The sequence below is a fragment of the Mycobacterium sp. 852002-53434_SCH5985345 genome (genome assembly GCF_001667155.1).
Classification (GTDB): domain Bacteria; phylum Actinomycetota; class Actinomycetes; order Mycobacteriales; family Mycobacteriaceae; genus Mycobacterium.
This window is the reverse complement of sequence record NZ_LZIE01000080.1, coordinates 29,376-55,716: the sequence shown is the minus strand read 5'-3', so window position 1 is coordinate 55,716 and position 26,341 is coordinate 29,376. Positions and strand designations below refer to the sequence as shown.

Annotated in this window: 29 protein-coding genes and 1 pseudogene; 11 read left to right on the top strand and 19 right to left on the bottom strand. The window is 68.0% G+C overall.

The genetic code is table 11. The annotated features are described in order from the left end of the window. Positions 1 to 65: 65 nt before the first annotated feature. The 6 genes from A5756_RS20805 to A5756_RS20780 form a co-directional block, all read right to left on the bottom strand. Positions 66 to 1,055: an alpha/beta fold hydrolase gene (locus tag A5756_RS20805; protein ID WP_066956884.1), complete on the bottom strand. Its 990-nt coding sequence runs from the start codon at positions 1,053 to 1,055 to the stop codon at positions 66 to 68. A 55-nt stretch (positions 1,056 to 1,110) separates the two neighbouring features. Further along, positions 1,111 to 1,605 carry a lipoprotein LpqH gene (locus A5756_RS20800; protein ID WP_066956881.1) on the bottom strand — a complete coding sequence of 165 codons (495 nt, stop codon included), beginning with the start codon at positions 1,603 to 1,605 and terminating at the stop codon, positions 1,111 to 1,113. A gap of 84 nt (positions 1,606 to 1,689) precedes the next feature. Then, positions 1,690 to 2,421: a hypothetical protein gene (locus tag A5756_RS20795; protein ID WP_066957001.1), complete on the bottom strand. Its 732-nt coding sequence runs from the start codon at positions 2,419 to 2,421 to the stop codon at positions 1,690 to 1,692. Then, positions 2,421 to 3,293 (bottom strand): LLM class F420-dependent oxidoreductase, encoded by an 873-nt coding sequence (locus A5756_RS20790; RefSeq protein ID WP_066956878.1) that lies wholly within the window; start codon positions 3,291 to 3,293, stop codon positions 2,421 to 2,423. Before A5756_RS20790 ends, A5756_RS20795 begins: the two co-directional genes overlap by 1 nt. After that, complete coding sequence (locus A5756_RS20785; RefSeq protein ID WP_066956875.1) at positions 3,290 to 4,072, bottom strand: SDR family NAD(P)-dependent oxidoreductase; 783 nt, start codon at positions 4,070 to 4,072, stop codon at positions 3,290 to 3,292. Before A5756_RS20785 ends, A5756_RS20790 begins: the two co-directional genes overlap by 4 nt. Before the next feature lie 7 nt (positions 4,073 to 4,079). Further along, positions 4,080 to 4,877 carry an alpha/beta hydrolase gene (locus A5756_RS20780; protein WP_066956872.1) on the bottom strand — a complete coding sequence of 266 codons (798 nt, stop codon included), beginning with the start codon at positions 4,875 to 4,877 and terminating at the stop codon, positions 4,080 to 4,082. A gap of 139 nt (positions 4,878 to 5,016) precedes the next feature. Between A5756_RS20780 and A5756_RS25625 the strand changes: the two genes are divergently transcribed. Next, a complete protein-coding gene (locus A5756_RS25625; RefSeq protein ID WP_082960066.1) occupies positions 5,017 to 5,895 on the top strand; it encodes a hypothetical protein in 879 nt (292 codons plus the stop codon). A gap of 3 nt (positions 5,896 to 5,898) precedes the next feature. Here the strand turns inward: A5756_RS25625 and A5756_RS20770 are convergent, their stop codons facing one another. Continuing rightward, on the bottom strand, positions 5,899 to 6,753 hold the full coding sequence (locus A5756_RS20770; protein ID WP_066956869.1) for a sulfurtransferase: 855 nt from the start codon (positions 6,751 to 6,753) through the stop codon (positions 5,899 to 5,901). A 98-nt stretch (positions 6,754 to 6,851) separates the two neighbouring features. Here A5756_RS20770 and A5756_RS20765 point away from each other — a divergent pair, with 98 nt between their 5' ends. Beyond that, positions 6,852 to 7,331, top strand: coding sequence for a hypothetical protein (locus A5756_RS20765; RefSeq protein ID WP_231989222.1), 480 nt, complete (start codon positions 6,852 to 6,854; stop codon positions 7,329 to 7,331). A 55-nt stretch (positions 7,332 to 7,386) separates the two neighbouring features. Here the strand turns inward: A5756_RS20765 and A5756_RS20760 are convergent, their stop codons facing one another. Next, positions 7,387 to 8,529 carry a glycosyltransferase gene (locus A5756_RS20760; RefSeq protein ID WP_066956865.1) on the bottom strand — a complete coding sequence of 381 codons (1,143 nt, stop codon included), beginning with the start codon at positions 8,527 to 8,529 and terminating at the stop codon, positions 7,387 to 7,389. A gap of 289 nt (positions 8,530 to 8,818) precedes the next feature. Between A5756_RS20760 and A5756_RS20755 the strand changes: the two genes are divergently transcribed. Together A5756_RS20755 and A5756_RS20750 are read left to right on the top strand one after the other, a co-directional pair. Continuing rightward, a complete protein-coding gene (locus A5756_RS20755) occupies positions 8,819 to 10,000 on the top strand; it encodes an SRPBCC family protein (RefSeq protein ID WP_066956862.1) in 1,182 nt (393 codons plus the stop codon). Positions 10,001 to 10,038: 38 nt separating this feature from the next. Further along, positions 10,039 to 10,668 (top strand): TetR/AcrR family transcriptional regulator, encoded by a 630-nt coding sequence (locus A5756_RS20750; protein WP_066956859.1) that lies wholly within the window; start codon positions 10,039 to 10,041, stop codon positions 10,666 to 10,668. On the opposite strand, the gene A5756_RS20745 is transcribed toward A5756_RS20750, so the two are convergent. Both A5756_RS20745 and A5756_RS20740 read right to left on the bottom strand, forming a co-directional pair. Beyond that, positions 10,665 to 12,188 (bottom strand): FAD-dependent monooxygenase, encoded by a 1,524-nt coding sequence (locus A5756_RS20745; RefSeq protein ID WP_066956854.1) that lies wholly within the window; start codon positions 12,186 to 12,188, stop codon positions 10,665 to 10,667. The genes A5756_RS20750 and A5756_RS20745 overlap by 4 nt on opposite strands. Continuing rightward, the gene (locus tag A5756_RS20740; RefSeq protein ID WP_066956851.1) at positions 12,181 to 12,828 is read right to left on the bottom strand and encodes a TetR/AcrR family transcriptional regulator; all 648 of its coding nucleotides are present in this window, start codon (positions 12,826 to 12,828) and stop codon (positions 12,181 to 12,183) included. The genes A5756_RS20745 and A5756_RS20740 overlap by 8 nt, the downstream gene beginning before the upstream one ends. Positions 12,829 to 12,968: 140 nt before the next feature. Here A5756_RS20740 and A5756_RS20735 point away from each other — a divergent pair, with 140 nt between their 5' ends. Beyond that, positions 12,969 to 13,382, top strand: coding sequence for a VOC family protein (locus tag A5756_RS20735; RefSeq protein WP_066956993.1), 414 nt, complete (start codon positions 12,969 to 12,971; stop codon positions 13,380 to 13,382). A gap of 18 nt (positions 13,383 to 13,400) precedes the next feature. Here the strand turns inward: A5756_RS20735 and A5756_RS20730 are convergent, their stop codons facing one another. From A5756_RS20730 to A5756_RS20720, 3 genes are all read right to left on the bottom strand, one after another. Next, positions 13,401 to 14,558: an AAA family ATPase gene (locus A5756_RS20730; protein ID WP_066956845.1), complete on the bottom strand. Its 1,158-nt coding sequence runs from the start codon at positions 14,556 to 14,558 to the stop codon at positions 13,401 to 13,403. Between the two features lie 33 nt (positions 14,559 to 14,591). Beyond that, entirely contained in the window at positions 14,592 to 16,184 is a 1,593-nt protein-coding gene (locus tag A5756_RS20725; RefSeq protein WP_066956842.1) for a Na+/H+ antiporter, read from the bottom strand. A 161-nt stretch (positions 16,185 to 16,345) separates the two neighbouring features. Further along, positions 16,346 to 17,395, bottom strand: a complete 1,050-nt coding sequence (locus A5756_RS20720) for a DUF5685 family protein (RefSeq protein WP_066956839.1) — start codon at positions 17,393 to 17,395, stop codon at positions 16,346 to 16,348. A 59-nt stretch (positions 17,396 to 17,454) separates the two neighbouring features. Here A5756_RS20720 and A5756_RS20715 point away from each other — a divergent pair, with 59 nt between their 5' ends. From A5756_RS20715 to A5756_RS20700, 4 genes are all read left to right on the top strand, one after another. Beyond that, positions 17,455 to 18,363: an RNA polymerase sigma-70 factor gene (locus tag A5756_RS20715; protein WP_066956836.1), complete on the top strand. Its 909-nt coding sequence runs from the start codon at positions 17,455 to 17,457 to the stop codon at positions 18,361 to 18,363. A 4-nt stretch (positions 18,364 to 18,367) separates the two neighbouring features. Then, positions 18,368 to 19,177: an SDR family oxidoreductase gene (locus A5756_RS20710; RefSeq protein ID WP_066956833.1), complete on the top strand. Its 810-nt coding sequence runs from the start codon at positions 18,368 to 18,370 to the stop codon at positions 19,175 to 19,177. A gap of 189 nt (positions 19,178 to 19,366) precedes the next feature. Beyond that, positions 19,367 to 19,801, top strand: coding sequence for a protease inhibitor I42 family protein (locus tag A5756_RS20705; RefSeq protein WP_066956990.1), 435 nt, complete (start codon positions 19,367 to 19,369; stop codon positions 19,799 to 19,801). A gap of 54 nt (positions 19,802 to 19,855) precedes the next feature. After that, positions 19,856 to 20,335, top strand: coding sequence for a hypothetical protein (locus A5756_RS20700; RefSeq protein WP_066956830.1), 480 nt, complete (start codon positions 19,856 to 19,858; stop codon positions 20,333 to 20,335). 21 nt (positions 20,336 to 20,356) lie between these two features. On the opposite strand, the gene A5756_RS20695 is transcribed toward A5756_RS20700, so the two are convergent. Then, a complete protein-coding gene (locus A5756_RS20695; protein ID WP_066956826.1) occupies positions 20,357 to 21,118 on the bottom strand; it encodes an SDR family oxidoreductase in 762 nt (253 codons plus the stop codon). A gap of 10 nt (positions 21,119 to 21,128) precedes the next feature. Further along, positions 21,129 to 21,557: a DUF1707 domain-containing protein gene (locus A5756_RS20690; RefSeq protein ID WP_066956823.1), complete on the bottom strand. Its 429-nt coding sequence runs from the start codon at positions 21,555 to 21,557 to the stop codon at positions 21,129 to 21,131. A gap of 61 nt (positions 21,558 to 21,618) precedes the next feature. Here A5756_RS20690 and A5756_RS20685 point away from each other — a divergent pair, with 61 nt between their 5' ends. Next, complete coding sequence (locus A5756_RS20685; protein WP_066956820.1) at positions 21,619 to 22,233, top strand: TetR/AcrR family transcriptional regulator; 615 nt, start codon at positions 21,619 to 21,621, stop codon at positions 22,231 to 22,233. Here A5756_RS20685 and A5756_RS20680 read toward each other — a convergent pair. Both A5756_RS20680 and fdxA read right to left on the bottom strand, forming a co-directional pair. Then, positions 22,230 to 23,504, bottom strand: coding sequence for an alpha/beta hydrolase (locus A5756_RS20680; RefSeq protein WP_066956817.1), 1,275 nt, complete (start codon positions 23,502 to 23,504; stop codon positions 22,230 to 22,232). The two genes, A5756_RS20685 and A5756_RS20680, sit on opposite strands and share 4 nt — an antisense overlap. 21 nt (positions 23,505 to 23,525) lie before the next feature. Continuing rightward, positions 23,526 to 23,851 (bottom strand): annotated as a pseudogene (gene fdxA, locus A5756_RS20675) (ferredoxin). A gap of 103 nt (positions 23,852 to 23,954) precedes the next feature. Between fdxA and A5756_RS20670 the strand changes: the two are divergent. Beyond that, positions 23,955 to 24,887, top strand: coding sequence for a LysR family transcriptional regulator (locus A5756_RS20670; protein ID WP_066956813.1), 933 nt, complete (start codon positions 23,955 to 23,957; stop codon positions 24,885 to 24,887). Here the strand turns inward: A5756_RS20670 and A5756_RS20665 are convergent. Both A5756_RS20665 and A5756_RS20660 read right to left on the bottom strand, forming a co-directional pair. Continuing rightward, entirely contained in the window at positions 24,884 to 25,600 is a 717-nt protein-coding gene (locus tag A5756_RS20665) for a sirohydrochlorin chelatase (RefSeq protein ID WP_066956810.1), read from the bottom strand. The two genes, A5756_RS20670 and A5756_RS20665, sit on opposite strands and share 4 nt — an antisense overlap. Beyond that, positions 25,597 to 26,334 carry a phosphoadenylyl-sulfate reductase gene (locus tag A5756_RS20660; RefSeq protein WP_066956808.1) on the bottom strand — a complete coding sequence of 246 codons (738 nt, stop codon included), beginning with the start codon at positions 26,332 to 26,334 and terminating at the stop codon, positions 25,597 to 25,599. The genes A5756_RS20665 and A5756_RS20660 overlap by 4 nt, the downstream gene beginning before the upstream one ends. Positions 26,335 to 26,341 lie beyond the last annotated feature (7 nt).

The window sequence follows — 26,341 nt, the reverse complement described above, 5'->3', positions numbered from 1 at the left end:
GCTCGAGTGTGCGGCCAGCCGCACACTCGAGCTCGAACGTGCGGCCAGCCGCACACTCGGCCGGGCTAGGTGGCGCTTTGGTCTACGAGCACCGCGCCGTCGGGCTGGTTGCCGAGAGTCTGCAGCGGAATGTCGCCGCCCTGGGCCGTGAGCCGAACGATCTCGGCAAGTTGGCCGGGGGCGTCGCATTGCAGGTAGTGGTCGGCGCCGGGCACCACCCAGTAGCGGTTGCGGCCGGGCTTGTTCTTCAGATACGTCTGCCAGACATGATTGGGGACGCGTAGCGGCGCGACGTTGTCATGCAGCCCCCACACCACGGTGGTGTTGACCGGGCTCCTGGAAAGTGCCTCGAGCCAACCTGTTTCGTCCGCGGCACGCTCGTGCAGGTATTGGATGGTGTCGGGCAGCACGCGGATTCCGTCGTTGTGGGCGAAGCACTTCGCCAGCGTAGCGATCTCGGGGTCGTCCGTTGTCCGCCGCGGCATGAAGGTGCTGGCTCCCAGGCCGGCCGCCAGCAACTGCGGCGTCGTTGCCTTCGCGGTGGGCCGGCCGGTCGCGGGGTCGAGCAGCGCGGTCTGGAATGCGGTGAGGTTGGACAGCGGCAGGTAGATGTTGGCGTTCGTCACGATGAGGTCGACGGGCGCGGCCGGCGGATCCAGGGCGGCCAGCATTTCCAGTGCAATCATGCCGACGCTGCTGCCGCGGTCGTGGGTGAGCATGCGGTATTCGGTCAGATTCCACACCTGGGTGATCGCGTAGACGAGCAGACGCGCGTCGTCGTAGAGCGAATACACATACGGCTCGGCCGGCTTGTCGGACAGGCCGTAACCCGGGAAGTCCAGCAGGTAGATGTCGAACTCGGAACCCAATTCAGCGGCCAGGGCGAAAAAGTCGATGCTCGACGTCGGGAAGCCGTGCACGATGACCAGGGCGGGGGCGCCGGGTGTGCCGCAGCGGCGACTGAACACCGCGACTTCGTGCGCATCGTTGGCGGCGGTCGTTGACCGCCAACGCAGTTCAGTGCCGCCGGTTTGCCACTCCGCGAAGATGTCCAAGCTGCCAGCATCGCAGAGCCGACGACGGTAGACAACCATCTCCGCGGCCCGGCAGTTATGGACAGGTGACGTGCACCCCGAAAGTCACCGGGCGCGTGCCGCTTTGGCCGGGCGTTGTCGCCTCGCCCGTCCCGGTCACCGTGTAGCTCTTGCCCTCCTTGGTTGCCTGGACCTGGGTCGCCGACTTGGTCGACTGGTAGGGCAGTTGGTACTGACCGTTGGCCAGCGTGAGCGAAATCGCGAATCCGTCCACCATCGGCGGCTTCTCGTCGGACAGGGCCAGCGACACAGACGCCGTGTCGTCGTGGACGGTGATGCGAGTGGTCAGGTCCCCGGATTCCGGTGGCGACGCGTTCGGTTGCGCCGCCGAACTGGCGCAGTTGACCCCCGTGGTCATGGTGTGTTTGTTCCCGTCGATCATGACGGTCGTGGTCACGGCAACACGGCTCGAACTTGGGGCGGACGGCGGCTGGCCGCCCTTGCCGGAACAGCCCGACAAACCGGCCACCAGCACAAGTCCCGCGGCCGCGAGGACATACCGATTCGTCATCTCACCTCCCTTGTCAGCGAGGACGATAGGTTTCCTTCGTTTCGGGAAGGTCTCATTTCTCTGGCGACCAGTCAACCGGGGGGTTTACCGCCAGGCTTCCCAACTGACCATGCTGCGCAGCGGTCCGGCGAAGATGGGCCGTACCGCGTCCGATCGCCATCGCTCTTCGATGACGGGTGCCAGGGCACTGGTCGTGGTCAGCGGGTCGTCGTCGAGGTAGACGACGGTGATGTATTGGTGCTCGGTTCGCCAGCCCCGCGGCAGGTGGCTCCAGCCGGCGCTGGAACCGAATGTCCAGGCGCCGGCCGTGCCCGGCACGCCGAGCAGCGCCGGGTGGTGCTCGGCATGCAACCACTGCAGCCACCCGTCCGGTCGGCTGCCGTCAACGGGTTCTTCGACGATCAGCACGATGCCGCGGTGCGGCCGGAACGGAACCACCTCCGCGGAGACCAGCGCGTGCGGGGCGCTGTGCCATTGCAGCAAGCGCAGGCCGGCCACTTGCAGGGACGGCCGGACGACGGGAAAGCGGCCGTTCTCGCGCAGCGCGCGGCCGAGGGCGACGAAGTCGTCGAATGTCTCCTCGACGGGGTCGCCTACCAGGTAGTGCACCGCATTGCCGATCTCACCCAGCGGGCCGTTTGCCGCCAGTCGATGCTGGGGATAGTCGCCGTCGGCGATCCAGCGCAACCCGTGCACGATGCCTGGAAGTTGATACTGCTCCGGCATGTGATCCAGCAGGTGCCAGCGCAGGTAGCCGCCGTCGTCGTCGGCCGGCGCGGCGGCGGTGAGGCTGAATATGCCTGCCCTGATCCGGATCACGCGGCGCCGCCGGGGGAGTGCAGCTCGGCGAGCGCCTGCAGGTTGTCCAGGTAATGCTGCAGCGAGGTGTGGCGGAAGACGGCGGGCACGATGGTGGCGCCGTGCGCGGCGGCCTGGCCGACGGCGTCTCGGGTTTGTTCCGGCTCGTTGATCGGGTCCAGGGCCGTCGATGGCGGCAGGACGACCTCGAAATCGGATCGAAGATCGAAGCGGCTCAACCAATCTCGCGCCTGAGGCAGGGTCACGTTGAAGGGTGCCCAGCCGTCGGCCAGGTTCGCGGCGCGGCGCAACGACCGCAGCGTGCGGCCCCCGATCCAGATCGGGACACGGTCCTGCACCGCGCACGGATCCACGACCATGCCGCCGAAGGAGTAAAACTCGCCGTGGTAGGCGGGTTCGGGCACGGACAGCGAGGCGCGCAGCGCCTTGAGGGCGTCGTCGCCCCGCGGTCCACGGTCGTCGAAGGGTGCGCCGATGAGCTCGAATTCCTCTTTGAGGCTGCCGACTCCGACGCCGAGGATGAGCCGGCCGCCGCTCACCTTGTCCAGCGTGCCGTAGCGTTTGGCGATCTCGAGCGGATGGTGGTATCCGAGCACCAGCACGTTGGTGGCAAACCGGATTCGTGAGGTGCGCGCCGCCAGGTAGCCGAAGGTGGCCAGCGGATCCCAATAGCGGGTACCGCGGCGGTGCGTCTCGGCCGCGGGCAGCGCGATGTGTTCGCTGCAGGTTAGGTGGTGGTAGCCGAGCCGATCCGCCGCCTCGGCGATGCGCGCCAGGTCGTCGATGGAAGCGTGTTTCTCCCAGTCGCCGCTGGTCTTCGGAAACATTGTCACCACGGGGGTGGCCACCGAGAGTCGTGGGGCGCTCATCCCTGCATGTACCCTCCGGCGTCGACAGGGATGGATTGGCCGGTGATGGTGCGGCTTTCGTCGCTGGCCAGAAACAACGCCAAGTTGGCGACGTCTTCGGGCGTGGAGATATCTTGCAGGGCAACGCCTTTGACGGCTTTGGCGCGCTGGGTGGCGAAATCGACCCCTCGCTCGTCGGCCGTGCGTTGCACCCATTGCCGCCACAGCTCGGTATCGATGGCCCCGGGCACAATGCAGTTGCACCGGATGCCGTAGGGCCCGACTTCCAGCGCGACGGTCTTGGTGAACGCCCGCAGGGATGCCTTGGCGGTGACGTAGTGGGTCTTGCGGACGATGCCGGAATAGCCTGCCGTGGAAGAGAAGTTGAGGATGACGCCGCGACGGCGCGCCAGCATCGACTGGTTGAGCACTTCCCGGGTGCACAGCATCGCCGCGGTGACGTCGATGGCGAGAGTGGCGTTCCAGTTGTCCAGGGTCTGCTCCCAGATCCAGCGGTCCTGTCCGGGTGCGGCGGCGTTGTTGCACAGAATGTCCACGTGGCCGAATTCGGTCACGGCTCGCGCCACCATGGCCGCGACGTCATGCTCGTCGGTGACATCCGCGCGCACCGCGATGGCTCCGGGCCCGGCGGCGTGGGCGGCCTCGCGTACCAGCTCTTCGCGTCGCGCGGCCAGCAGCACCCTGGCGCCCTCCCGGACGAACAGCGCGCCCAGCACGGGCCCCAGGCCGGTGCTAGCCCCGGTGATGATCGCGACCCTACCGTCAAGCCGGCCGCTCATTGCGCAGTCAACCTGCGGGCACGCATGTTTCGAGCCAAGCGTGGATTCTCTCGGCGACGGCACGCCACCCAGGGTCAAGCATCATGTCGTGGCTCATCTTAGGGAAGATTTCCGCTTCGGTGTCGTAGGCGGCCGCGGTCGCCCGGACTTCTCGTGTCGTGAAGCACACGTCGTCTTCGGCCCCCAACACCAACAGCGGCGTGCTGACAAGGTGCGGCCTGGGTTTGTCGAGCCACAACATGTCGATCGCGATCTTGAGCGCATACTCCTCGCAGAGTTCGGCGGCATAGCGCGCCACATCGGCTTCGGAGTTCGACCGCGAGAAGAAGGTCTCGCGGGCCAATTCCGGTGTGCCGCCGACACCGCACAGCGACCTGGTCCGGACCAGCCCGCTGGCGGTGTACCACGGGTGCCGCTTGAACCTGCGCGCCAAGAATCCGCGGATGCCGTTCGGGGGTACCGACGCCAGCAGCACGGCCGCCGCAGCGTCGTGCGATTCCAAGTACTTCTGGACGACGAAGCCACCCATGGAGTGGCCGACTATCACCGGTCGTTCCGGCAACCGGTCCGCGACCGTGGCGACGTCGACAACGAAGTCCGCGATCGAACACAACCGCATCGACTTGAGAGCCGGGCTCTTTCCGTGACCGCGAAGGCTCAGCGCCAACGCTCGGTGGCCCTTGTCCGCGAAGAAGTCCAGGAAATGCTCGTCCCAGCACCAGGCGCCGTGCCATGCGCCGTGGACGAATAGCACCGGCGGCTTGTGGGATTCGCGGCGCGGCGTTCTGTCGATCACTTCGAGCATGAACGTGCTCCTCTGTGGCGCGCCAGGGTTGCCTGCAACGCCGCTGAGACTAACCGCTGGCCCCCCGCGAAGGGCCGAAATCAGCAAAGCCGCGACGGAGTCGGCCCCGCCCTCGGCTGTAGTGGCGTTTACTGGGTCGATGCGTGCTGGCGCGGATGGCGGTGAACGGCGCACGTTGCTGCTGTCCGCTTTTCCGGCCGAAGCCGACGCGGTGCTGTTTCACACCACGCTTGACTCCGACCCGGTGGTCGTGGTCGACCGGCGACATTTCTATCTCGGCGCGATCGCCGGCAAGAAGGTGATCGTGGCGATGACGGGCATCGGTTTGGTGAACGCCGTCGACACCACCGAGGCCGCGTTGGCACGCTTCGCTCGCGGATCGTCCAACGAGATTGGGGCGGTGGTGTTTTCGGGGGTCGCCGGCGGGGCGGCGCGCACCAGCATTGCGGACGTGACCGTACCGGCGCGCTGGACACTGGACAACGGCACGACGTTTCGCCCGGTTGATCCCGCCATGCTGGCCACGGCCAAGAAGCTCTCCGTCGCACTGGAAAGCGTCGCCGGCAGTATCGATCTGCGGCGCCGGCCGCGAATCGTCGTCGGTGGCGACGGTTGTAGTTGGGACAACAACAACGGCGTGGCGTTTCCCTGTATCCCGAACGGCGGCGACGTTTTCGGCTGCCAGCCCCGCCGCGCGCCCGATCGCTCGCTGCGGTACACGGGCAATTTCCGGCAGGCGGCGGGCCGCTGGCTCAGAAGCGCGCTCATCAGCAACCTGAACATCGTCTCGACGTCGGACCCGGCCTACGATGCGACGGACATGGAGACCGCGGCGGCGCAGGCCGTCGCCGATGCGCACGGTGTCCCCTTCCTGGGCATCCGGGGCATCACGGACGGGCCCGGCGATCCGCTCCACCTGCCGGGCTTTCCGTTCCAGTTCTTCTGCTACAAGCGGATCGCGGCGAATAACGCCGCCCGGGTGACCGCCGCGTTCCTGCAGAGCTGGGGCGGTGTGTGACCGTTACTCGGGACCGCGGGCGACGGCGCGGGCGGGGTCCGAACACCACTCGGACCACGACCCGGGAAACAGCGCCGCCTCCCGGCCCAGCGCGGCGAGCGCGGCTACCGTGACGCTGGCGGTCACGCCCGAGCCGCAGTAGGCGCCCAACGGGTCGCCGTGGTCGACGCCGTGTTCGGCCAGAATTCGACTGAACGCGTCGTCGCCGACGAACGTGCCGTCGGCCGCCAGGACCGCGGTGCTGGGCAGGTTCGTGGCGCCGGGGATGTGCCCGGCGGCGGGGTCGAGCGGTTCGATTTCGCCGCGGAAGCGTTCGGGCGCTCGCGCGTCGAGCAGCGTCACGGCGCCGTCGCCGGCTTGTTCGGCGGTCAGGGTCGGTCGGCCACCGGCGTACAGATCATCGTGCGGCACAGTCACATTCCCGGGCTGCGGTGTCACCTGCCCCGTTTCGAGGCTCCGTCCGGCCGCTCGCCAGGCGGCCAGGCCCCCGTCGAGGATGCGGACGTCGGACAGACCGGCCGCCGTCAACACCCACCAGGCGCGCGCCGAACCGGCGCGATTCCAATCGTCATAGACCACGACCGGCACGTCATCCCGGATTCCCCACCGGCGCGCGGCGGACTGCAGATCGCTGCCCGCCGGCAGCGGGTGGCGGCCACGTCCGGCGATCGTGTGATCGCTGAGTTCGTCTTCGAGCGACGCGTACACCGCGCCCGGCACGTGCCCGTCCAGGTAGGCCGGCCGCCCGTCGGGCTCGTCGAGGCGCCATCGCACGTCGAGGATGGTCACCGGATCGCCGGCCTCGAGGAGGCCAGCCAGCTCTGCGACGGTGATCAACACCTGGTCTCGGGTTCCCACCGATTCGCCTCCCTGATCGTCAGCAATGAGCCTAGCGGCCGCGAAAGCGGCGCCGTTCAGCAAAGGGTGGCGTAGCGTCCTGGTGAGCGGTAGACCAGATGGAGCAGATCGTGGCGCGCATCAGCTATGGAATCAGCGGTTGTCTTGCCGCCACGTTGGCACTGGTGACGGCGGTCCCCGCGGAAGCGTTGCCAAACACCCAGTGCGCGTTGACGACACCCGTGCGGGAAGTGCAGCACTTATCCCAATTGCCGCCGGAGCTGACCAAGCTGCTGCCGCCCATCGCCGACATCGGCGCGCCGTTCAACGCGACCGACGCGGTCAGCGATCCGACGTTGCCGTTCCGCCGGCTGATTCGTGCCGGCAATCGCGACACCGACTGGTTCGTCTGGTACGAACACGGCGGCGTCGGCTACTTCTGGCAGGCGGTGGTCGCGCGCGTCGCGCCGGGCAGCGAAGCGAAGGTATTGGCCAACGCCGGAACGATTTCCGACACCCTGTGCAGGCTCACCGATGGCGCCTTCGCCGGCGTGGTTCCGCCGTATCCGCCCGGATCGTGGGCAGCCTCCGACTTTTAGGGAGTTCCGCGGTCCGAGGTCAAGGCAAATCCCATGTGGGCCTGGATTTATGGGGCTAAGCCGTGTGCTCGGCGCCGGGGTGATCGTCTTGCGCCGGCGCCCCCAACGTGGCCAGCATGCCCGTTGCCGCCCGGTGCCAGGTGAAGTCCTCGGCACGGCGTCGCGCCGAGACGCGTCGGTGGTGCTCGGGGCGGCTGGTGACGGCGCTGACCGCCCGCGCGATGGCGGCCGGGTGGTTGTCCGCCGAAGCACCGCTGTCCGCGGTGATGATCTCGGTCAACGCCGAGGTGCGCGAGACCACGGCCGGTGTCCCGCAGGCCAGCGACTCCAGGGCGGCGAGCCCGAAAGTCTCGTGCGGTCCGGGTGCCAGGGTCACGTCGGCCGAGGCCAGCAGCCCGGCCACCATGCGCCGATCGGAGACGAACCCGGTGAAGTCGACTGGTAGGCGGGCGGCCTGTCGCTCCAGCCTGGCCCGCAACGGACCCTCGCCCACTACGACGAGCCGGGCATCGACCCCGGCATGGCGCAACTCGCCGATCGCGTCGATGCTGCGGTCGACCCGTTTTTCCACCGACAGCCGGCCGCAATGAACCACCAGCAGCTGGGTCGGCGTCGCCCAGCGCCGCCGCACCAGGTACGAGTGCCGGCGCGGGTGGAAGGTCTGCAGATCCACGCCCAGCGGGACGGTCACGGTGTTCGTCGCGCCGATGCGGTCGAATTCCTCGCGCGCGAAACCGGTGGTGCATACCACCGTGTCGTAGTCGGCCGCGGTGCGCGCGTTGGCCAGATCGGCGAATTTCACCGCGGCGCGGCGCGGAAGGATCTGTCCCACAAGCCGATCCAGCCGCTCGTGGGAAATCATGACCGTTGTGGCGCCATGGTCGCGTCCCCACCGGCCCAGTGATCGCAGGGTCAGCCGGTCGGAGACCTCCAGGGCGTCGGGCCGCAACGCCTCCAACAGCGCCTTGACCGGCCCGGGCAGTACGGCGCGGTAGCCGCCGGTGAGGGGAATCAGCCGGGCGGGCAGGGTGATTCGCACCACGCCGGTGTGCAGCCGGCTGCGCTCGGCACGCTGCCCGGGAACGATCAGGAACACCTCGTGCCCGCCGGCGCAATATTCGGCGCCCAGCCGGTCCACCGCGGTGCGAAGGCCGCCGGAGCGAGGGCCATAGAAGTTGGCGACCTGTACAACGCGCATAACGTGAGGACACGCGGTGCGCGTGTGCATTCAACAATGTGGACTTGGCGCTGGCCTGAACAGTCCATGAATTCCGCCGACCGGCTAGCCCTTGGGGCCCTCGGCTTCGTTGATCCGTTCGCCGACGTCGGCGCCGGATACCCGCGCGCCGAGGAAGTCGCCCGAAATCGGGAGGCTCAATGCAGTTGCGAGGTCCCACTGACCGGGTGCGGAATCCGACCACCGTGCCCGACACGTCCGCGATACGACGAGGTCGCGGGGGCTTGACCATCCATAGGTGCTCCAGTGTATGGTCCGAGTCGTGACGATCGAGAGCGTGCGTCCGGTTGAACTTAACGACGATCTGACGCGGCGAGCGTTGCGGCTCGTGTTGAACAAGACGACCGACCTGGCCGCGGACGTGCTGCGAGTGCCGCTGCACTACTACCGGGACGCCAAAGTCGCCGACATCGAGGAGTCACAGATTCTGCGGCGGACCCCACTGGCGATCTTGCCGAGTGTGCAGCTGCCCAATCCAAACGACTTCGAAGTCCGCTCGGTGCTCGGCAATTCGCTGCTGGTGACCCGGGACCGCTCGGGAGCCAGTCATGTGTTTCTCAACTACTGCCGGCACCGCGGCGCTATGCCCGCATGCGGTGCGGGCAACGCCTCTCGCTTCACCTGCCCGTATCACGCGTGGACGTACAAGAACACCGGGGAGTTGTTCAGCGTCCCAGGCAAATCCGGCTTCACGGGGGTCGATACCCACGATTACGGGCTCGTGGAGTTGCCCAGTCAGGAAGCGTACGGCTTCATCTGGGCGGTGCTGACCGCCGACGGTTCCCTCGACGTCGACGCGCATCTGGGTCCGCTGCGTTCACAGTTAGCCGAACTCGACTACGGATCGTTCGGGTATCACACGCACCGCGAGTTCACCTCCGAGGTGTCGTGGAAGGGGGCACTGGAAGCGTTCGCGGAGGGATACCACTTCCCATTTGTCCACGGCGAGAGCCTGATTGGCCAGAACGCCCTGCCCAACGTGGCGATCTACGACGAGTACGGCAAGCATCACCGGCTCGGCTTTCCGTTCAACTGGATCGCCAACCTCGACACCGATCCAACTGGATCGTGGGACGTGCGGGACAACATGGGCCTGATCTATTGGATCTACCCGAACCTGATTCTGGCCAACAGCAACGTGGGCGTGGAAGTCATCGACATCCTGCCCGCCGGCGCCCCCACCCGCTGCACCGTGCGGCACAGTTGGTTGGCGCGCATCCCGGCGACCACCGACGACCAGCGGCACGGCTACGACATGATCTACGACGCCGTGCACGCGGCGGTGCGCGACGAGGACTTCGCGATGCTGCCGCAGTGCGGCGAGGGTGTGCGCCAGGGCCAACACGACCATATGGTGATCGGCCGCAACGAGATCGGCGTGCAACACATGGTCAGAGTGTTTGCCGAGGAGATAGGCGTCGCGCTGAGTTAGGTTCTCATGCGACCATACTCACCGTGAGGGCACGGTAGATGCGCAGACACGGCTGGGCAGGCGCGTTGCCGTCGAGCGACGACGAAGCCATTGCGCGGATCATTTCCGCGGCGAGCCGCGCGATAGATCAGTCAGGCCCGGACATCAAAATCAGCGACATCGCGCGCGATCTGGGCGTCACTCGTCAGACCGTGTACCGGTATTTCCCGAGCGCCGACGCGCTGTTGGCCGCGACCGCGTTGTCGGAAGTGGGCCCCGCCCTCGACCGGTTGGCGGCCCACGTGGAGCCCATTCACGACCCGGCCGAGGCGGTGGTCGAGGGCATCGCCCACACTTTGGAATTGCTCCCTCAGGACAAATACCTCGGGTTGCTCCTGACCTCCGACAAGGCGGCGGCCTACTCGGCCAGCGTCACTTCCGATGTTGCGCTTGCGCTGGGGCGCTCCATCATCGATCGCTTCAACGTGGACTGGAACAGCGCCGGCATCACCGACGACAGGCGCGACGACCTGGTCGAATTCATGCTCAGGGTCTTGCAATCCTTCATCGTCGACCCCGGACGGCCGCCACGGACGGGCAGCGAGCTGCGGGACTACTTGCGCCAGTGGGTGGCGCCCGCCATCACCCATTTCGGGCCCGTCCCTGGAGCCGCGCGGCCCGCGCCCTAACCGCTGGACTCGGGCCCGAACCAGCGCCGCAGCGCCGCGTGCAGGCCGGCTTGCTGGGCCGGCCCGAATTCGTCAGCCGTCCAGGCGACGTATCCGTCGGGCCGGATCAGCAGAGCCGCGGCGGGCGGGTCGTCGAGCGTAGCGGTCACGATCTCCACCCGATCGGCCCAGGCCGACGCCGCGGTCCCGACGCCGCCGTCGAAGTCGAGGAGCACCGGTCTCGCGCCGTGGAGCAACTCGGTGATCCGTCGGCCGTCCGCGAGGGTCAGCTCGGGCAAGGGCCAACCCGCCAGTGGGTGGTCGTCACCCACGTCGTAGCGCACGTCGGTGCCGGCCAACAGCGCGGCCATGTGCTTGGCGACGTCGGGGAGGCTGAAAAGTTCGCCCAGCAGGGTGCGGAGCGCCGCGACTTCGGGACCGGGCAACATGAGCGCGGTCTGAGCCTGCGAGTGCATCATCACGCGCTCGCCGACGGGATGGCGTTCGGATTCGTAGGTGTCGAGCAGTCCGGTTGGGGCCCAGCCGTTGAGGTGGGCGGCCAGCTTCCAGCCGAGGTTCATGGCGTCTTGCAGGCCCAGGTTCAGTCCGGGGCCGCCCATGGCGCTGTGCACGTGGGCGGCGTCGCCGAGCAACAGGACCCGGCCGTCGCGATAGTGCTCGGCATGGCGGGTATTCTGTCCGTTGATCCGGCGAAGCGCGTGCGGCCCAGGGTCTTTCGGCTCCTCAAAGGGAACGTCGACGCCCAGTACGCGGCGGGCGCTTGCGAGCAGCTCGGCCACGCTCATCGGTTTGTCCTCGACCGGCGGCCCGAATTCGAAGGTCCCGAAGAGCGATCGACCGGGCTCGAACTCGGCGTAGATCAGTCCGCCCCGGTCCAATCGCGTGTGACCGAAGGCGACCCGGCCGAACCCGGGAATGTCGAGCCCGCCGTCGGCGCGGCGGTACTCGTCGGGGACGTGCACGTGGGCGAGCCGACCCACGATGTCCGTGGTGGTGCCGGGGAAGTCGATGCCCACCGTCTTGCGCACCAGGCTGCGACCGCCATCGGCGCCCACCAGGTAGTCAGCGTCGATGCGATAATCACGTTCGGCCGAAGACACCAGCGCTCCAACGGCTTCCGGCTCCTGATGCAAACCCGTCAGTTCGTGTCCCCAGCGCAGATCCACGCCAAGATCGCGGGCACGCTTCTCCAGTAGCCGCACCAGCCGGGGCTGTTGGATGGGCAGCGCGTACATCGGGTTTTCGGGCAGGCCGGAGAAGTTCAGGGTCATGGCTGCGAAGATCCACCCGTAGGTCGGCTGGGGCGGTTCGGGGTCGCGGGTGAACGCCTGATACAGGCCGCGCATGTCGAGCGTCCGAACCACCTGTCCCACAAGGCCGTTCGCCTTCGGCTCCGGGCTGGGTCCGGGCAGGGCGTCCAGCACGACGGGCCGGATGCCGGCCAGCGCGAGCTCGCAGGCCAGCAGGAGTCCATTAGGGCCGGCGCCGGAGATGACGATGTCGGCGTGTTCGTCAGTCATGTGTTTCCTTCGTGCGTTTGGTGGGTTGGGGTAGGCCGGCGCTGACGGCGGCAAAGCCGGAACGGATCAGGTCGGTGATCGGGACGGGCGGGTCGGCTCGTACGTAGGCCTCCGCTGCGGCGTCGCCGACGGCGCGCACGATCGCCACCACCAGGCGCGGGTAGAGGTCGTGCTCGGGATCGGTGCCGGTGCGTTCGGCGATCACCGCGAGCCACTCATCGAATAGGTCCTGCGGCAATGCGTTACGGATCTGGGGGTTCATCAGCATTTTGCGGACCTCGACGAGTTCGTGGCGGCTGGGCACCTGGTGTTCCTCGCCGTACACCTCACCGAAGTCGGCTTCCAGGGGCTCGAGCACCACGTGTGCGATCGATGTCCACAGTGGCTCGTCGGCCGGGCGTTGCCGTAACGCGGCAATGCTGCGGCGCATGCGCTCGGTCTGTCGGTAGGCGAGTGCCTCGTACTTGCCGCCGAAGTAGTTGTTGAACGTGCGCAACGAAACTCCCGCGAGGTTGGCGATGTCCTCGCGCGTCACGTTGTCCAGCCCGCGTTCGAAGGCGAGATTGAGCGCGGCGTCGCTGAGGGCACGGCGGGTGTCGGCCTTCTTGCGCTCCCGCAACCCGCGCGGCTGTTCGGTCATGGGCACCAACGTACGCAAAACTTGCCCGGCGGGCAATATTGCCTGTCAGGCAATATTTGAGGTATGCATCTCCAGCGGGGTGTGGGCACCGGATGCCACGATCGGATGGGTCAGCCGAATTCGCGTTGGAAGGTGAAGCCATGGAAGTGCAATTCGTCACGAGCGTTGCAGTGATCACCCCCGAGCCGGCGGTCAGTCGAAGGTTGTACGTGGACACACTTGGCCTGCCCCTGACCGCGGAAGCCGACGGCTATCTCCACAGTGAAGACATCGACGGCTGCAAGTCCTTCGGGGTTTGGCCGCTGGCTCAGGCTGCGCAAGCCTGCTTTGGCACGCCTGACTGGCCAGTCGAGCGGCCTGTGCCGCAGGCCAGCGTCGAATTCGAGGTCGCGGACGCCGACACCGTCCAGGCCGCGGCGAACGAGTTGACGCAGAAGGGTTTTACTCTGCTGCACGACGCACATACCGAGCCGTGGGGACAAACTGTCGCTCGACTGCAGTCCATCGAGGGCACGATCATCGGAATCTCTTACGCGCCCGCGATGCATTCGTAAACACGCGCTTGTTGGTCGTCAGCGTTTGCCCCAGTCCCACGGCGGCGTCGTCAGCAGGTCCTGCCCGACGACCCGCGTCTCGCCCCACTCCTTGTAGAGCTCGATCTCGACGGTGTCGTCGCCGGTGGCTTCCAGCAGCGCGCGGGAATGGGTCACCACCAGGACCTGCGTCCTCGTGGCGGCGGTGCGAATCAGGCCCGCGAGCGGACGCACCAGGTCGGGATGCAGTGAGGTCTCCGGCTCGTTGAGCACCATCAGCGACGGCGCCTGCGGGCTCAATAACGCGGCGGCCCACAGCAGGAATCGCAGTGTGCCGTCGGACAATTCGGCGGATCGCAGCGGGCGCAGCATGCCGCGCTGCCGCAGCTGCAGATCGAAAAGCCCGTCATGAACGGCTACCGACACCGTGGCGCCGTCGAAGGCGTCGGCGACGGCGCGGCTCAGGTCGTCGAAGCCCGCCTCGATGATCGTCTGGATCGCCGCGGCCAAATCACCGCCGTCGTCGGAGAGCACCGGGGTGCGCGTCCCTACCTGCGGGTGCCGGGCCGGCGCCCCGGCGTCGACGCGGAAGCCGTCGTAGAACCGCCACCCACGCAGCCGCTCACGCACGGCCGCAAGCTCGGGCAGCGCGTGCGGGTGGGCGTACTCGGCCAGCACGCTGCGGTACGTCGGCAACGAGCGGGACAACTCGTCGAACCCGCGGCCCGAATCCGCGCTCACCTCGGCGAAATCGCGGGTTCGGCGCACGAGCGTCGCGCTGGCCCGCAGCACCGGCCCGGCGAACAAGGCTTCCCGCTTGATCTCGGGATCGCGGCCGAAGGCCGACTTGGGCCCGGCCATCTGCGGCATGCCGAGGTCGACCAGATAGCCGAAATCGTCTGACGCGAAGCCTAATTCGAGCGATACCGGCCGGGTGCGCACGGTGCCCTCGACCTTGCCGGTCCGGCGGGCGCCCTTCAGCTCCTCGGGCCCGGCCCACAGCGCGGACTGCAGCCCACCCTCGCGGGCGAGCGAGGCGATCACCTCGCCGCGGCCGCAATCGGCCAGCAACCGCAACGCGCGGTACAGCGAGGACTTGCCGGCGCCGTTGGCGCCGGTGACCACCGACAGCCGACTCAGCGGCAGGATGACCTCACGCAGCGAGCGATAGCCGCGGATCGCGACCGTCTGCAACATGGAGCCGACTGTACGGTCGACGACCGACGGGCCCTACTCGTCGTCGGCGGCGTCGAGCAGCTGCACTTCCTCGAGGTCCATCTCGTTCTGCAGCTCGCGCAGGACGATGTCGTCGATGAGGTTCTCGTTGCGCAGCGCGGTGATCTCGCGGCGCTTGCGTTCGAGCATGCCCAGCCGAACCCGGCGGACGAGATCCTTCTTCTTGACGAGGTGGCTGTTCGTCGAGTCGTTTTCGGTGGCGAGGGCCAGCGCGGCCTTCTCTTCGTATTCCTTCTGCAGCCGCCGGCGGAGGTCGTCGCTGATGCCGACCTCGTCGGCAACCGTCGGCAAGGAGTCGAGGGCGGCTCGAGCGCCACGGGTGCGGGCCAGTTGCAATTCCTCGGCGTGGGCCACGTCTTCGGGCATCTTCGCCCAGCGCACCACCGCGGGCAGCGTGGTGCCCTGGACGAGGACCGTCACGAGGATGACGACGACCACGATGAAGATGAGCAGGCTGCGGTCGGGGAATGGCGCGCCACTGAGTGTGGTCGTCGGGACCGCCAGCGCCGCGGCGAGCGACACCGCCCCGCGGAACCCCGCCCAGGCGGTGACGAAACGCTGACGCCAGTCGACGCGCCGTTCCCGCTGGGCTTCCCGGCGGTCGATCAGCCGGATCAGCCACACGGTGATCTCGCCCCAGAAGATGCGCGACAGGATCACCACGGCGGTGACGGCGAGCGCGATGAACAAGGCGTGGCGAATCCCGCCGTCCACGCCGGCTATGCCGCGCAGCGCCCCCGGTATCTGGACGCCGACGAACACCCACAACGAGCCGTTGAGCAAGAAGGTCGCGCTGTCCCAGAACGCGTAGGCCTGCAGCCGGGATCGCGCGCGGATCACCACCGGCCCGGCGTAGGCGAGCATCAACGCCGCGACCATGACCGCGACCACCCCGCTGCAATCCATGCTCTGCGCCAGCAAGAACGCGGCAAACGGCGTCAGCAGGCTGAGCGCCCCTTCCTCCTGGGGCGCGTCAAGCCTCTTGCGCAGCAGCGTGACCGCTCCGCCGACCAGAAGTCCGGCGGCGATGCCGCCAAGGTAGGAGCCGACGAAACGACCAACCAGGTCGATCGGGGTGATCTGCGCTCCGCCGATCGCGACGTGGACCGTGACGGCAAACAGGACCAGGGCCGTGCCGTCGTTGATGAGACTCTCGGCCTTGAGCACGGTGACCGATCGGCGTGGCAACTTCTTGGCCAAGCCGGCCACGGCGGCGGCGTCGGTGGGGGACAGCACGGCGCCCAACACGGCCGCCGCGTGGGAGTCCATGCCCAGCGCCCGCGCCGTCCACGACACGGCCACCGCCGTCGCGATCACCAGGGCGACGCTGAGGAACACGATGATGCGCGCGTTCGCTCGGATCTCCCGGAAGCTGGTGTTCAGTCCCTCCCAGTAGAGGATCGCCGGGAGGAACAGCAACAGCACGATCTCCCCGTTGACGTGCACGTGAGCCAAGCTGGGGATCAGGCCCAGCAACGTGCCGAGCACGATGAGCAGTACCGGGGGACCAACGCGATAGCGCCGGCCGAGGACCGTCCCGACGATAACGGTGGAGACGAGCGCAACGATCAGGACGAGGCCAAACACCAGCCCATCCTGCCGGACATGCGCGCTTCGCGCCGATCGGGGCTCGGGCGGAAAGCGCCGTCACATCTGTCACTTCGGCCCCGATTCCGGGGCACTATGCGACTCTCGAACTCGATAGCGCCCGCGATATCAAAACCGAGAGTCGGGTGATGCTTGCGAACTCATGAGCAGTCGCAGCAGCAGTCGTCGCAGTCACAGCAGCAATCGCAGCCATCGCAGCAGCACCAGCATCCGGTGCCGTCGCCGCCGCGCTTCTTGCGTCCGGGTGTCTCACCTTCGGCAGCGGGCTGGGCCGGCTGGTCGCCAAAGTTGATGGGCTCCTGCTGGCCGTGTGGTGTTCCGCTTTGTGCGCTGAAACCAGCCTGGGCGAAGGTGCGCTTGATCGACCGGCGCACCTCGCCGGTCAACAGCCGATGGACCAGCCGCCCGTCGGCAAACGAGACGTCGGCAAGCGCCAGCTCGATGCCCAACACCGCGTCGTCGCACAGGGTGCGCGCCGCCCCCACGGGAGTAGCGGTGGCGGCCAACGGGTTCCACTTTCCTCGCGCGACGTCGTCGTGGTAGTCCTCGACCGCATCGAGCAGGTGCGCGACCCGGCCGAACAGCCGGCCGACCTCGCGCAGCGGCCCCCCGTTGTCGGGGCGGCCGGCCAGCACGGCGGTGTGCGCGAACGCTTCGGCCACGGCGGTCTCGGTGGGCTCGGTCACCAGCAACAGCGAGCTACCCGGGCGGGCCTGAGATTCGAGGTCGGCTTGCCGGTCCATGGCGGCGACGAGCACGCCGGTGTCGAAGCCCAGGGTGTGACCGGCGCCGGTGCCCTGGCGCACCCAGCGTTCGGCGATGCGGCGCGCCGCCGGCCGCACACCGGCCGCGCCGACCAGGCCCTCGCGGTCGTCGACGTGGTCACGGACCCGCGCCGCGGCCAGCGCCAACGACACGACGGCCGCCAGCCGCACACAGTCACCGGTGGCGACGTCGGCGCGGCGCATCCCGCGCAACGGGCAGCGCCCAGCCGTGCGGCGGGCCGGCGGCCCCGCCGACTGCGCCTCGACCAGCAACGAAACCACCAACCCGTCGTAGTTGGTGGCGATGCGCGCGGTCTGGCCGTAATCGTCCCGAAGCGCCAGACACAATCCGCACAACTGGGCTGTCCAGGCTGCCGCCAGCTCGCCGCCGAGCCGATGACGACAGGGCCGGATGATGCCAAACATGCCCAGAAGCTACCGGACCCGCAGCAAACGCACCCCCGAAACGTGGCAGTGTTGGTGGCGTGAGCGACGTCGCGGAGGCCTTCGAGTCTCAGCGGCCGCGCCTGTTCTGGTTGGCGTATCGGCTGCTGGGTTCGGCGAGCGAGGCCGAAGACGCGGTCCAGGATGCTTACCTGCGACTGCACACCGCGGATGCGGAGGCGATCGAGTCGCTGCCGGCGTGGCTCACCAAGGCAGTCACGAACCTCTGTCTCAACCGGCTCACTTCGGCGCGCGCCCGTCGAGAGGTCTATCCGGGGCCGTGGCTCCCGGAGCCGGTCCTCACCGACGACCGCACACTCGGCCCGTTGGATACCGCCGAACAACGCGAGTCCGTTTCGATCGCGCTGCTGAGCCTGATGGAGCACCTCAGCCCTACCGAGCGCGCGGCGTTCGTACTCCGAGAAGCATTCGCCTACAGCCACTTCGAGATCGCCGAGATCTTGCAGACGTCGGAGGCCAACGCACGCCAGCTGTACCGGCGAGCGCGGCAGCGCCTCGGCGAACCGCGGCCGCGTTTCCAACCCGATCGGGCACAGTGGCGACGCCTGGTCGACCGCTTCTTCAGCGCCGCAAGTGCCGGCGACGTCGCCGGACTCGTCGAGATCCTCACCGACAACGTGACCTCGACGGCCGACGGGGGCGGCAAGGTGGCGGCCGCGCGGCGGGTGATCTCGGGCCGCGACCGCGTGGCGTCCTATGTGGCCCGCGGGTTCGGCAGGAACGTCCCGCGGCTGGGGCTGCGCCTCGACGTCGCCGACGTCAACGGCGAGCCGGCGATCCTGGCGTTCGACGGCGAAACGCTGACCGGGGTGCTGTCTTTCGAGATCATCGGCGACCAGATCGCAGCCCTGCGGGCGATGGCAAACCCCGACAAATTGCGGTTCCTCGCCGAGCAGTTGTCACATCCGGCGGGTCTGCCCGGTTCATAAAGGTATGACCAACCGAGTACTGATCACAGGCGGCACCGGCACCGTGGGTCGCATCGTCGTCGACCACCTGACGGCCGCCGGCAAGGACGTCCGCGTTCTGAGCCGCGGACGACGGCGGCACCAGCGCACCGACGTCGAGCATGTCGTGGGCGACGTGCGAACCGGCGACGGGCTCGACGCGGCCGTCGACGGCGTCGACACGATCGTGCACTGCGTCTATCCCACCGAGCACCTGGTCGCTGCAGCGAAACGGGCGGGCGCACCGCATCTGGTTTACGTCTCCATCGTCGGAATCGACCGCGTCCCATTCGCCCTGTACCGCATGATGCTCGCCAACGAACGCACGATCGCTGAGTCGGGCCTGCCGTGGACGGTGCAGCGGGCGACCCAGTTCCACGATCTGATCGCCGTCATACTGCGCATGCTCGCGAAACCGCCGGTCGTGCTCCTGCCGTCGGACTTGAAGTTCCAACCGGTCGACGTGCGCGACGTGGGCGAGCGGTTGGCCCGGTTGGCGCTCGGCGAGCCGATCGGACGTGCGCCGGATTTCGGCGGCCCGCAGGCGCGTGCACTCCAAGACCTTGCCCGCAGCTACCTGGCGATCGTGGGTAAACGTCGACGCATCGTCCCGATCCGGTTGCCCGGCAAGGTTTTTGGTGGGTTGCGCGCCGGCGCCCTGCTGACCCCGGAGCACGAAGCTGGCGCGATCACTTTCGAGCAGTACCTCCAAGAACAGGTCGACGCGGGCCAATTGCCCTACCACGACGCGATCCGCGCTTACCTGCCGCACCGTCCGCGCAAAGCGTCGCGATGACTGCCCGGCTGACCGGCTCCGCCCTTCGGGCCGGACCGTGGTTTCTTACGTTCGTGGAGGCAGTGGTCGGACTCGTCGCGAGTCGGCCGGCCTGGCTTCGCTTGGCACTCCGACCTGGGCATCAAGCTTCCGGCCGTACGGACCGATCTCGGCATCAGGCTTCCCGCCATAATGGAGGCGATGAATCTTGTGAGGATGAGGCTGCTGATAGCAGTCGCCGTGCTCGTTTCGTCAACGGTGGTGGGCTGCCACTTCGCATCCAGAAACCCGCCGTCGACCAAGACGCTCCAGGTGCCCATGACCGACGTGCTCACCCAGGACGTCATCAAGCAGAGCATGACCTTGACTGCCGGCAACACGCTGATCGTGAAGTTGGGCTCGAATTACACGACCCCGTACCGGTGGGCGCCGGAGATGAAGGTCGGCGATCCGGGAATCCTCAAGCAAACCAGCCACGAGTTCGTGCCGCCGAGTTCCGATGCGTTGGGGGCGCCCGGCACCGAGGTGTGGAAGTTCACCGCGTTGAAGCCGGGGACCACGACGATCGGCACGTCCTACACCAGCTTCGTCGAAAAGGATTCCAAACCGGCGTGCACCTATACGGCCGACGTCACGGTGCAGTAAAGCTCTCTGGCAAACGAGTGCGCACCGGTCAGACGTCGCGCTACGGTCTGGTGCGTGTTCGGCTTTCTCCGTAATTTGTCCGAAATCGGCAAACTGCCCGCGGCGCTGCGCGACGAGCTCGAAGCCGAGGGCATCATCTTCAGCGCCGGGAAGGTCGGGGTGAGCCGGCACTTCGGCGGCCACGTGCCGGGGGTCTATTCGGCTTCCGGCGTATCCCGCTACACGGGCGCCTTCGCGTTCACGTCCGCCCGGATCGTCGCCACTCTTCCCGCGCGCGGGGACGCCAACCTGCGATCGATCGACTGCACCTGGGACAGCGGCAAGGGGCCGGCCCGGGCCACCATCACCGGCAAAGGGCTGAAGCTGGAAATCGACCTGCACGGTGTCGACCCCGCCTTCAGCGGGTCGATGAGCCTCAACTACAAGAAGACCATCCCCGACGAGGTGCTGGAGACACTGCCAACGACGACGCTGCGTTATCCGGTCCAGCCGGTTTTCGTGTACCGCGCGGCCGGCGTGCGTCCCAAGACATAGCCTGCGGCACAAGGGTTTCCGTCACGCGGCCGGCCGCAGCATCCGTGCGCTGACAAGCGACGAGACCCACCCGGGCATCAATCGTGTGCTCGTCGTCATCAGCCGATAGCGCCACCCGGGCACGACGACGGCGCGGCCCCGGTCCAGGGCGCGCAGCCCGGCGGCCACGACGGGCTCGGGCGCCGCGAGTCGGCGATAGATCGCGGTGTGCGAGACGTCCGATCCCAGCGCATCGACGAACCCAGTCCGGGTGGGTCCGGGGCACAACGCCGTGACGGTGACCCCCGAACCGCGAGTCTCCGCCCACAGCGCTTGGCTCAGTGACAACACGAACGCCTTGGTCGCGCCATAGGTGGCCTGATACGGCCCGGGCTGAAACGCGATGGTGGACGCGACATTCAAGATGCCGCCCCGGCCGCGGGCCAGCATGCCGGGAAGCACCGCGTGGCTCAGCCGCACCAGCGCGTCGACGTTGACTGCGACCAGCTCGCGCTCACGCTCGGCGTCGAGCTCGGCGAACGGACCGTAGGTGCCGAAGCCGGCGTTGTTGACCAGCACGGCGACCTCCCGTCCGTCCAGGCGGGCGACGAGGGCATCGACGCCGGCCTGTGTGCCAAGATCGCCGACTGCCAGTTCGACTTGCTGGTCGACCCGCTGGGCCACCGCACTCAGCCGTGCTTCGTCACGCCCGGCGAGCAGTAACGACATGCCCCGCTGCGCCAGCTGGTCGGCGAAAATTGCGCCCAGCCCGGAGCTGGCGCCGGTGATGACTGCCCATGACATGGCTGACCCCTTACTTCGCAGGAGTTTTGACGGCGGGGTGAATGCCCAGGGCGTGGCTGACAAGGCCGATGCCGGCGCCGAGGATGGGCCAGATCGGCCAGAAGTAGGTGGCGCCGGTGGTCGCGGCGACGGCCGCCCACACGGCGAGCACGATGACGGTCATCGCCAGGTAGGCCGCGAGGTGAAGGCGCACGCCACGGCGGGCGGCCTTGACGCGGGCGGCGCGGCGGCGCGGGTCCGCGCGCCGGATCCGCTCGAGCGGCAGGTCGGCGAGGAGCTGGGTGAGTTTCTCGGTGGTGTGCGTGCCGAACACGGCCTGCAGCCGTTGCTCGTATTCATCCAGTTGCAGGTAGCCCTGCGCGAATGCCTGGCCGAGGCGTTCTGCCGCCCTCTCCCGGTCGCGGTCGCCGGCGCGGGGGGTCATGAGTTGCTGGTCCATTTCATCCCCTTCCAAAGATGTGAATGGCTTTAACATAGTCCCTAATGTTAATATCGTCAACATGGCACGGGAGCGGAAAGTTGTGGCGCGTCGGGACAGCTATCACCATGGCGACCTCAAACGCGCCCTGAGCAGCGCCGCTTTGTCGCTGGTGGCCGAGAAGGGGCCGAAGGGCTTCACGCTGACCGAGGCGGCACGACGCGCGGGCGTCAGCGCCGCCGCCCCGTACCGGCACTTCGCCGACAAGGCCGCGCTGCTAGCGACCGTGGCCGAACAGGGCTTTCGCGACCTCCACGCCGAACTGGCCGCGGCCGCCGACGTCGCGCCCGACCCGAAGGACCGGGTGGTCGAACTCGGCCGCGCGTATGTGCGCTGGGCCGTCGCCCACCCGGATCACTACCGGGTGATGTTCGGCGCCGAGCTCTCCAAGGCCGACCATCCCGACCTGGCCGTCGCCGGCGAGCAGGCGTTCGGCGACCTGCTCGACGCGATCGTGACGTGCCAACAGGCGGGCATCGCCGGCGGTCAAGACCCGCGTGAACTCGCCGCGCCGCTGTGGTCGCTGGTGCACGGCGTCGCGTCGCTCGCGATCGGTGGCGAGTTGCTCAGCGTGGGCATCGAGCAGGACCCGGAGGCCATCATCGCCGGCGTGGTGGCCCAAATGCTGGGCGGTTAGGCCACGTTGGCCTGGCGGCGCGTCGCATAGACCTCGGCCAGGAACTGTTCGACGGCGACCGCGCTGTGCACCGCGCGCGCCGAACCGAAGATGTCGAAAGCGTGCTGGGTGAACGGCAATTCGGCGTACACGACGGGCTGGTTGCTCGCCTGCCGCAGCCGCTCGACGAATCCACGCGCCTGCTCGACGGGAACCAGCGAGTCGTTGCGGCCGTGCAAGACGAAGAACGGGGGAGCGTCCGCCGAAACGTGGTTGACCGGCGACGCGGCGATGAAGGGCTGCATGTTCGTCGAAGGCCGTTGCTTGACAACCGATTTGACGAGCAGGGCGGGCATCATCGGGTGCATCGCGTCGTTGAATCGCGTGAAGTCGTAGACGCCGTAGAACGGCACGGCCGCCTGCACTCGGGTGTCGGCGTCTTCGAAGCCGGGCTGGAATTGCGGGTCATTGGGAGTGAGAGCGGCCAGCGAAGACAGGTGGCCGCCGGCCGAACCGCCGGTGATGGCGATGAATTCGGGGTCGCCGCCGTACTCGGCGATGTGCGCCTTGACCCACGCCAGGGCGCGCTTGACGTCGATGATGTGGTCGGGCCAGGTGTTGCGCGGGCTGTGCCGGTAGTTGATCGCCACACAGACCCAGCCCAACTCCGCGAGGTGGCTCATCAGCGGATGGGCTTGTCCGCGTTTGTTTCCCGTCGTCCAGGCGCCACCCGGGATCTGGAAGAGCACCGGCGCCTTGCCCATCGGGTCGAGATCCGGACGGCGCCAGATGTCCAGGTAATTGGCGCTGCCGAATTCGCCGTAGCTGATGTTGGAGTCATGGGCGTAGTCGCGATAAATCCGCATCATCCGCAGCAGCCCCGGCGTCTTGGCGGTCCCGCCGCCGGCCGGCCGGCGCCACAGGTCCCCCGACTCGGTGCGACGAGCGGCGCCCAGGCCCTCGTCCAACGCCTGGGTCAGCGGCACGTTGGCCTTATGCCCGGCGCGGCTGAAGTTCAGCAAGCCCATCGCGGACACGGTTGCCACCGCCCACGCCGCGATGCGCACCGGGGGCGTGAGTCGGCGAGCGGTCAACGCCAGACCGCCGAGCTGGCTGACCAGGGTCTGCAACGGCAACTCGGTGACGACCAGCCCGAACATAAACGAGAAGAGCGATAGGTAGCCGCTGCGCGCCAGCGGCCGGTAGGCGTTGAGCGTGGACACCGCGGTCACCGCCGTGACGATCAGCGACCCTATCTGCCGGATGACGTGGATGATTCGAGCTGTCCGCATCCGCTCACCTTACGAAATGCCCTACGTGGCTTCTGCCCGGCTCTCGAGGTTCTTGACCGCGGCGGGATCGTTCTCGGTCAGTCCGATCTTCGACGCGCCGCCGGGCGAGCCGAGCTCGGTGAAGAAGTCGGCGTTGATCTGGGTGTACTCGCCGTATTCGCCGGGCAGGTCGTCCTCGTAGTAGATGGACTCAACGGGCACACCGGCTCACACGCGCCGCAGTCGACGCACTCGTCGGGGTGGATGTAGAGCATCCGCGTGCCCTCGTAGATGCAGTCGACGGGACATTCCTCGATGCACGCCTTGTCTTTGATGTCGACGCAGGGCTCGGCGATCACGTAGGCCATAAGCCCATGGTTCTCGCCGCAACCCGGCGCGAGTAGAGGTCCCGGCGTTGTGGAGTCACAAGCTATCGTTGTGTCACACGAATTGATTGTGATGTGATCAGCCATGCCGCTCAGCCCGCGAATGCCCGAGCTCGCCTCGTTCGAGGTGTTCTTGGCGATCGCCGAGACCGGCAGCCTGGGCCGCGCCGCGCGCGAACTCGGGCTGACCCAGCAGGCCATCTCGCGACGGCTCGCGTCGATGGAGGCCCAGATCGGTGTGACGCTGGCGGTGCGAACGACGCGCGGCTCGCAGCTGACGCCGGCGGGCCTGATCGTCGCGGACTGGGCGAGGCGGTTGCTGGAGGTCGCCACCGAGCTTGACGCGGGCATGGGATCGCTGCGCAAGGAGGGCCGCGAGCGGATCCGGGTTGCGGCCAGCCAGACGATCTCCGAGCAGCTGATGCCGCATTGGCTGCTGTCCCTACAGACCGAGGCGACGCGGCGCGGCGTCGTTGCCCCGCAGGTGAGTTTGACCGCGACCAATAGCGAGCACGCGATCGCCGCGGTCCGCGACGGCAGCGCGGATCTCGGGTTTGTCGAAAACCCGGGCACACCAAAGAGGTTGGGCACTTGTGTGGTGGGTCAGGACGAACTGGTGATCGTGGTGCCGCCGGGCCATAAGTGGACGCGACGGGCGCGGGGGGTGACCGCTCGCGAACTCGCGGAGACGCCGCTGGTTGCCCGCGAACCCCATTCGGGCATCCGCGATTCGCTGACGGTGGCGTTGCGTCAGGTGCTGGGCGACGACATGGAGCAAGCGCCGCCGGTATTGGAGCTGACGTCGGCGGCGGCGATGCGCGCGGCCGTGCTCGCCGGTGCGGGACCGGCGGCCATGAGCAAGTTGGCGGTGGCCGACGACCTGGTGGTCGGGCGGCTGAGCGCGGTCACTATTCCGAAACTGGACTTAAGGCGCAAGTTTCGCGCGATCTGGGTGGGCGGGCGCACGCCGCCGGCCGGGGCGGTTCGAGATCTGTTGAGCCACATCAACAGCCGCTAGGCTGCCGCGTCGGCTTCCAACGCCTCGTCGTAGCGGTCGAGCAGGGTCTCGGCCACCAGCGGGTGGGCGCCCAGCGGCGCGCCCATCGGAATACCGTTGTCCCGCGCATAGGTTGAGACGCCGTCGGTGAGCAGCCCCGGCGCCAGGAACCAGGGCGCGATGACGAGTCGGCGCGCGCCGCGGCGGCGCAGGTGGCCGGCGGCGCGTTGCACCGAGGCCTCGGGCCGGGTGGCAAACGCCGTCGTCGCAGCGGCCCATCGGGTTCCGACGGCCAACCGGGACGCCACCTTCGATGTGCGCGCGTTCGCCGCGGCGTTGGACGAGCCGATCGCGACCACCATCACGCCGAGGTCGTCGTCGTCCGGGGAGACCCCGACCTCGGCCAGGCGTTCGCGCAGTACCGACACCAGCCGGTCGTCCTCGCCGAGCACGTCGGCCTGGCGGATGCCGTGGGCTCCGGCTTTCGCGATCTGCTTCGGGATGTCCAGGCGCGCGTGGTAGGCGCTGGCCAGCAGGAAGGGGGCCACCACCGCGCGGCGGCTGTCCGGCAGGCCGGCCAGCACGTCGGCGAAGTTCGGCTCGTTGAGCTCCAGGAACGCCAGCCGCACGTCGAGGTCGGGGCGCATGCCGGCCAGCCGGTTGGCGACGGCCTGCGCGTTGGCGCCCGACCGTGGGTCCCGGCTGCCGTGGGCGGTGAGTACGAGTGTGCTCATGATGCGTGCAACCCGCATTCGACCTTGTTTCGTCCCCGCCAGCGGCCGCTGCGAGGATCGTCACCCTCGGCCGGCTTGGCGGTGCAGGGGGCACAGCCGATGGACGGGTAGCCCTCCTCGACAAGCGGATTGACCAGGACGTTGTTCCGCTCGATGTAGTCCTGGACGTCGTCGTCGGTCCAGGCCGCGATGGGGTTGACCTTGATCAGTTCGAACGACTCGTCGAAGCTGATCAGCGGGGCGGTGGCGCGGGTGGCGGCCTCCACCCGGCGCAACCCGCTGACCCACGCCGCGTAACCGCGCAGCGCGCGGCGCAGGGGGATGACCTTGCGCAGCCGGCAGCATTCGTTGGGGTCGCGGGCGAACAGGTCCTTGCCCAGCAGCTCGTCCTGCTCGGCGACGGTGTGTTCGGGTTCGACGTTGAGCAGGTGGATGTCGTAGACGGACTCGACCGCGTCGCGGGTGCCGATGGTTTCGGCGAAGTGGTAGCCGGTGTCCAGGAACAGCACCGGCACGCCCGGTCGCACGTCCGAGGCGAGCGAAACCATCACCGCGTCTTGCATGTTGGCGGCCACCACGTACTTGCAGTTGGCCCAGCCGCGGGGACCGTCGACGCCGCCGAAATGCTCGTCGGTCCAGCGCAGGATGTCGACGGCGCCGGCGCCCTCCATCTCGGAAGCACCGCGCTCGGCCAGCTCACGCAGCTGCTCCTTGGTGAAGTTCATCGCCACCATGGCGGGG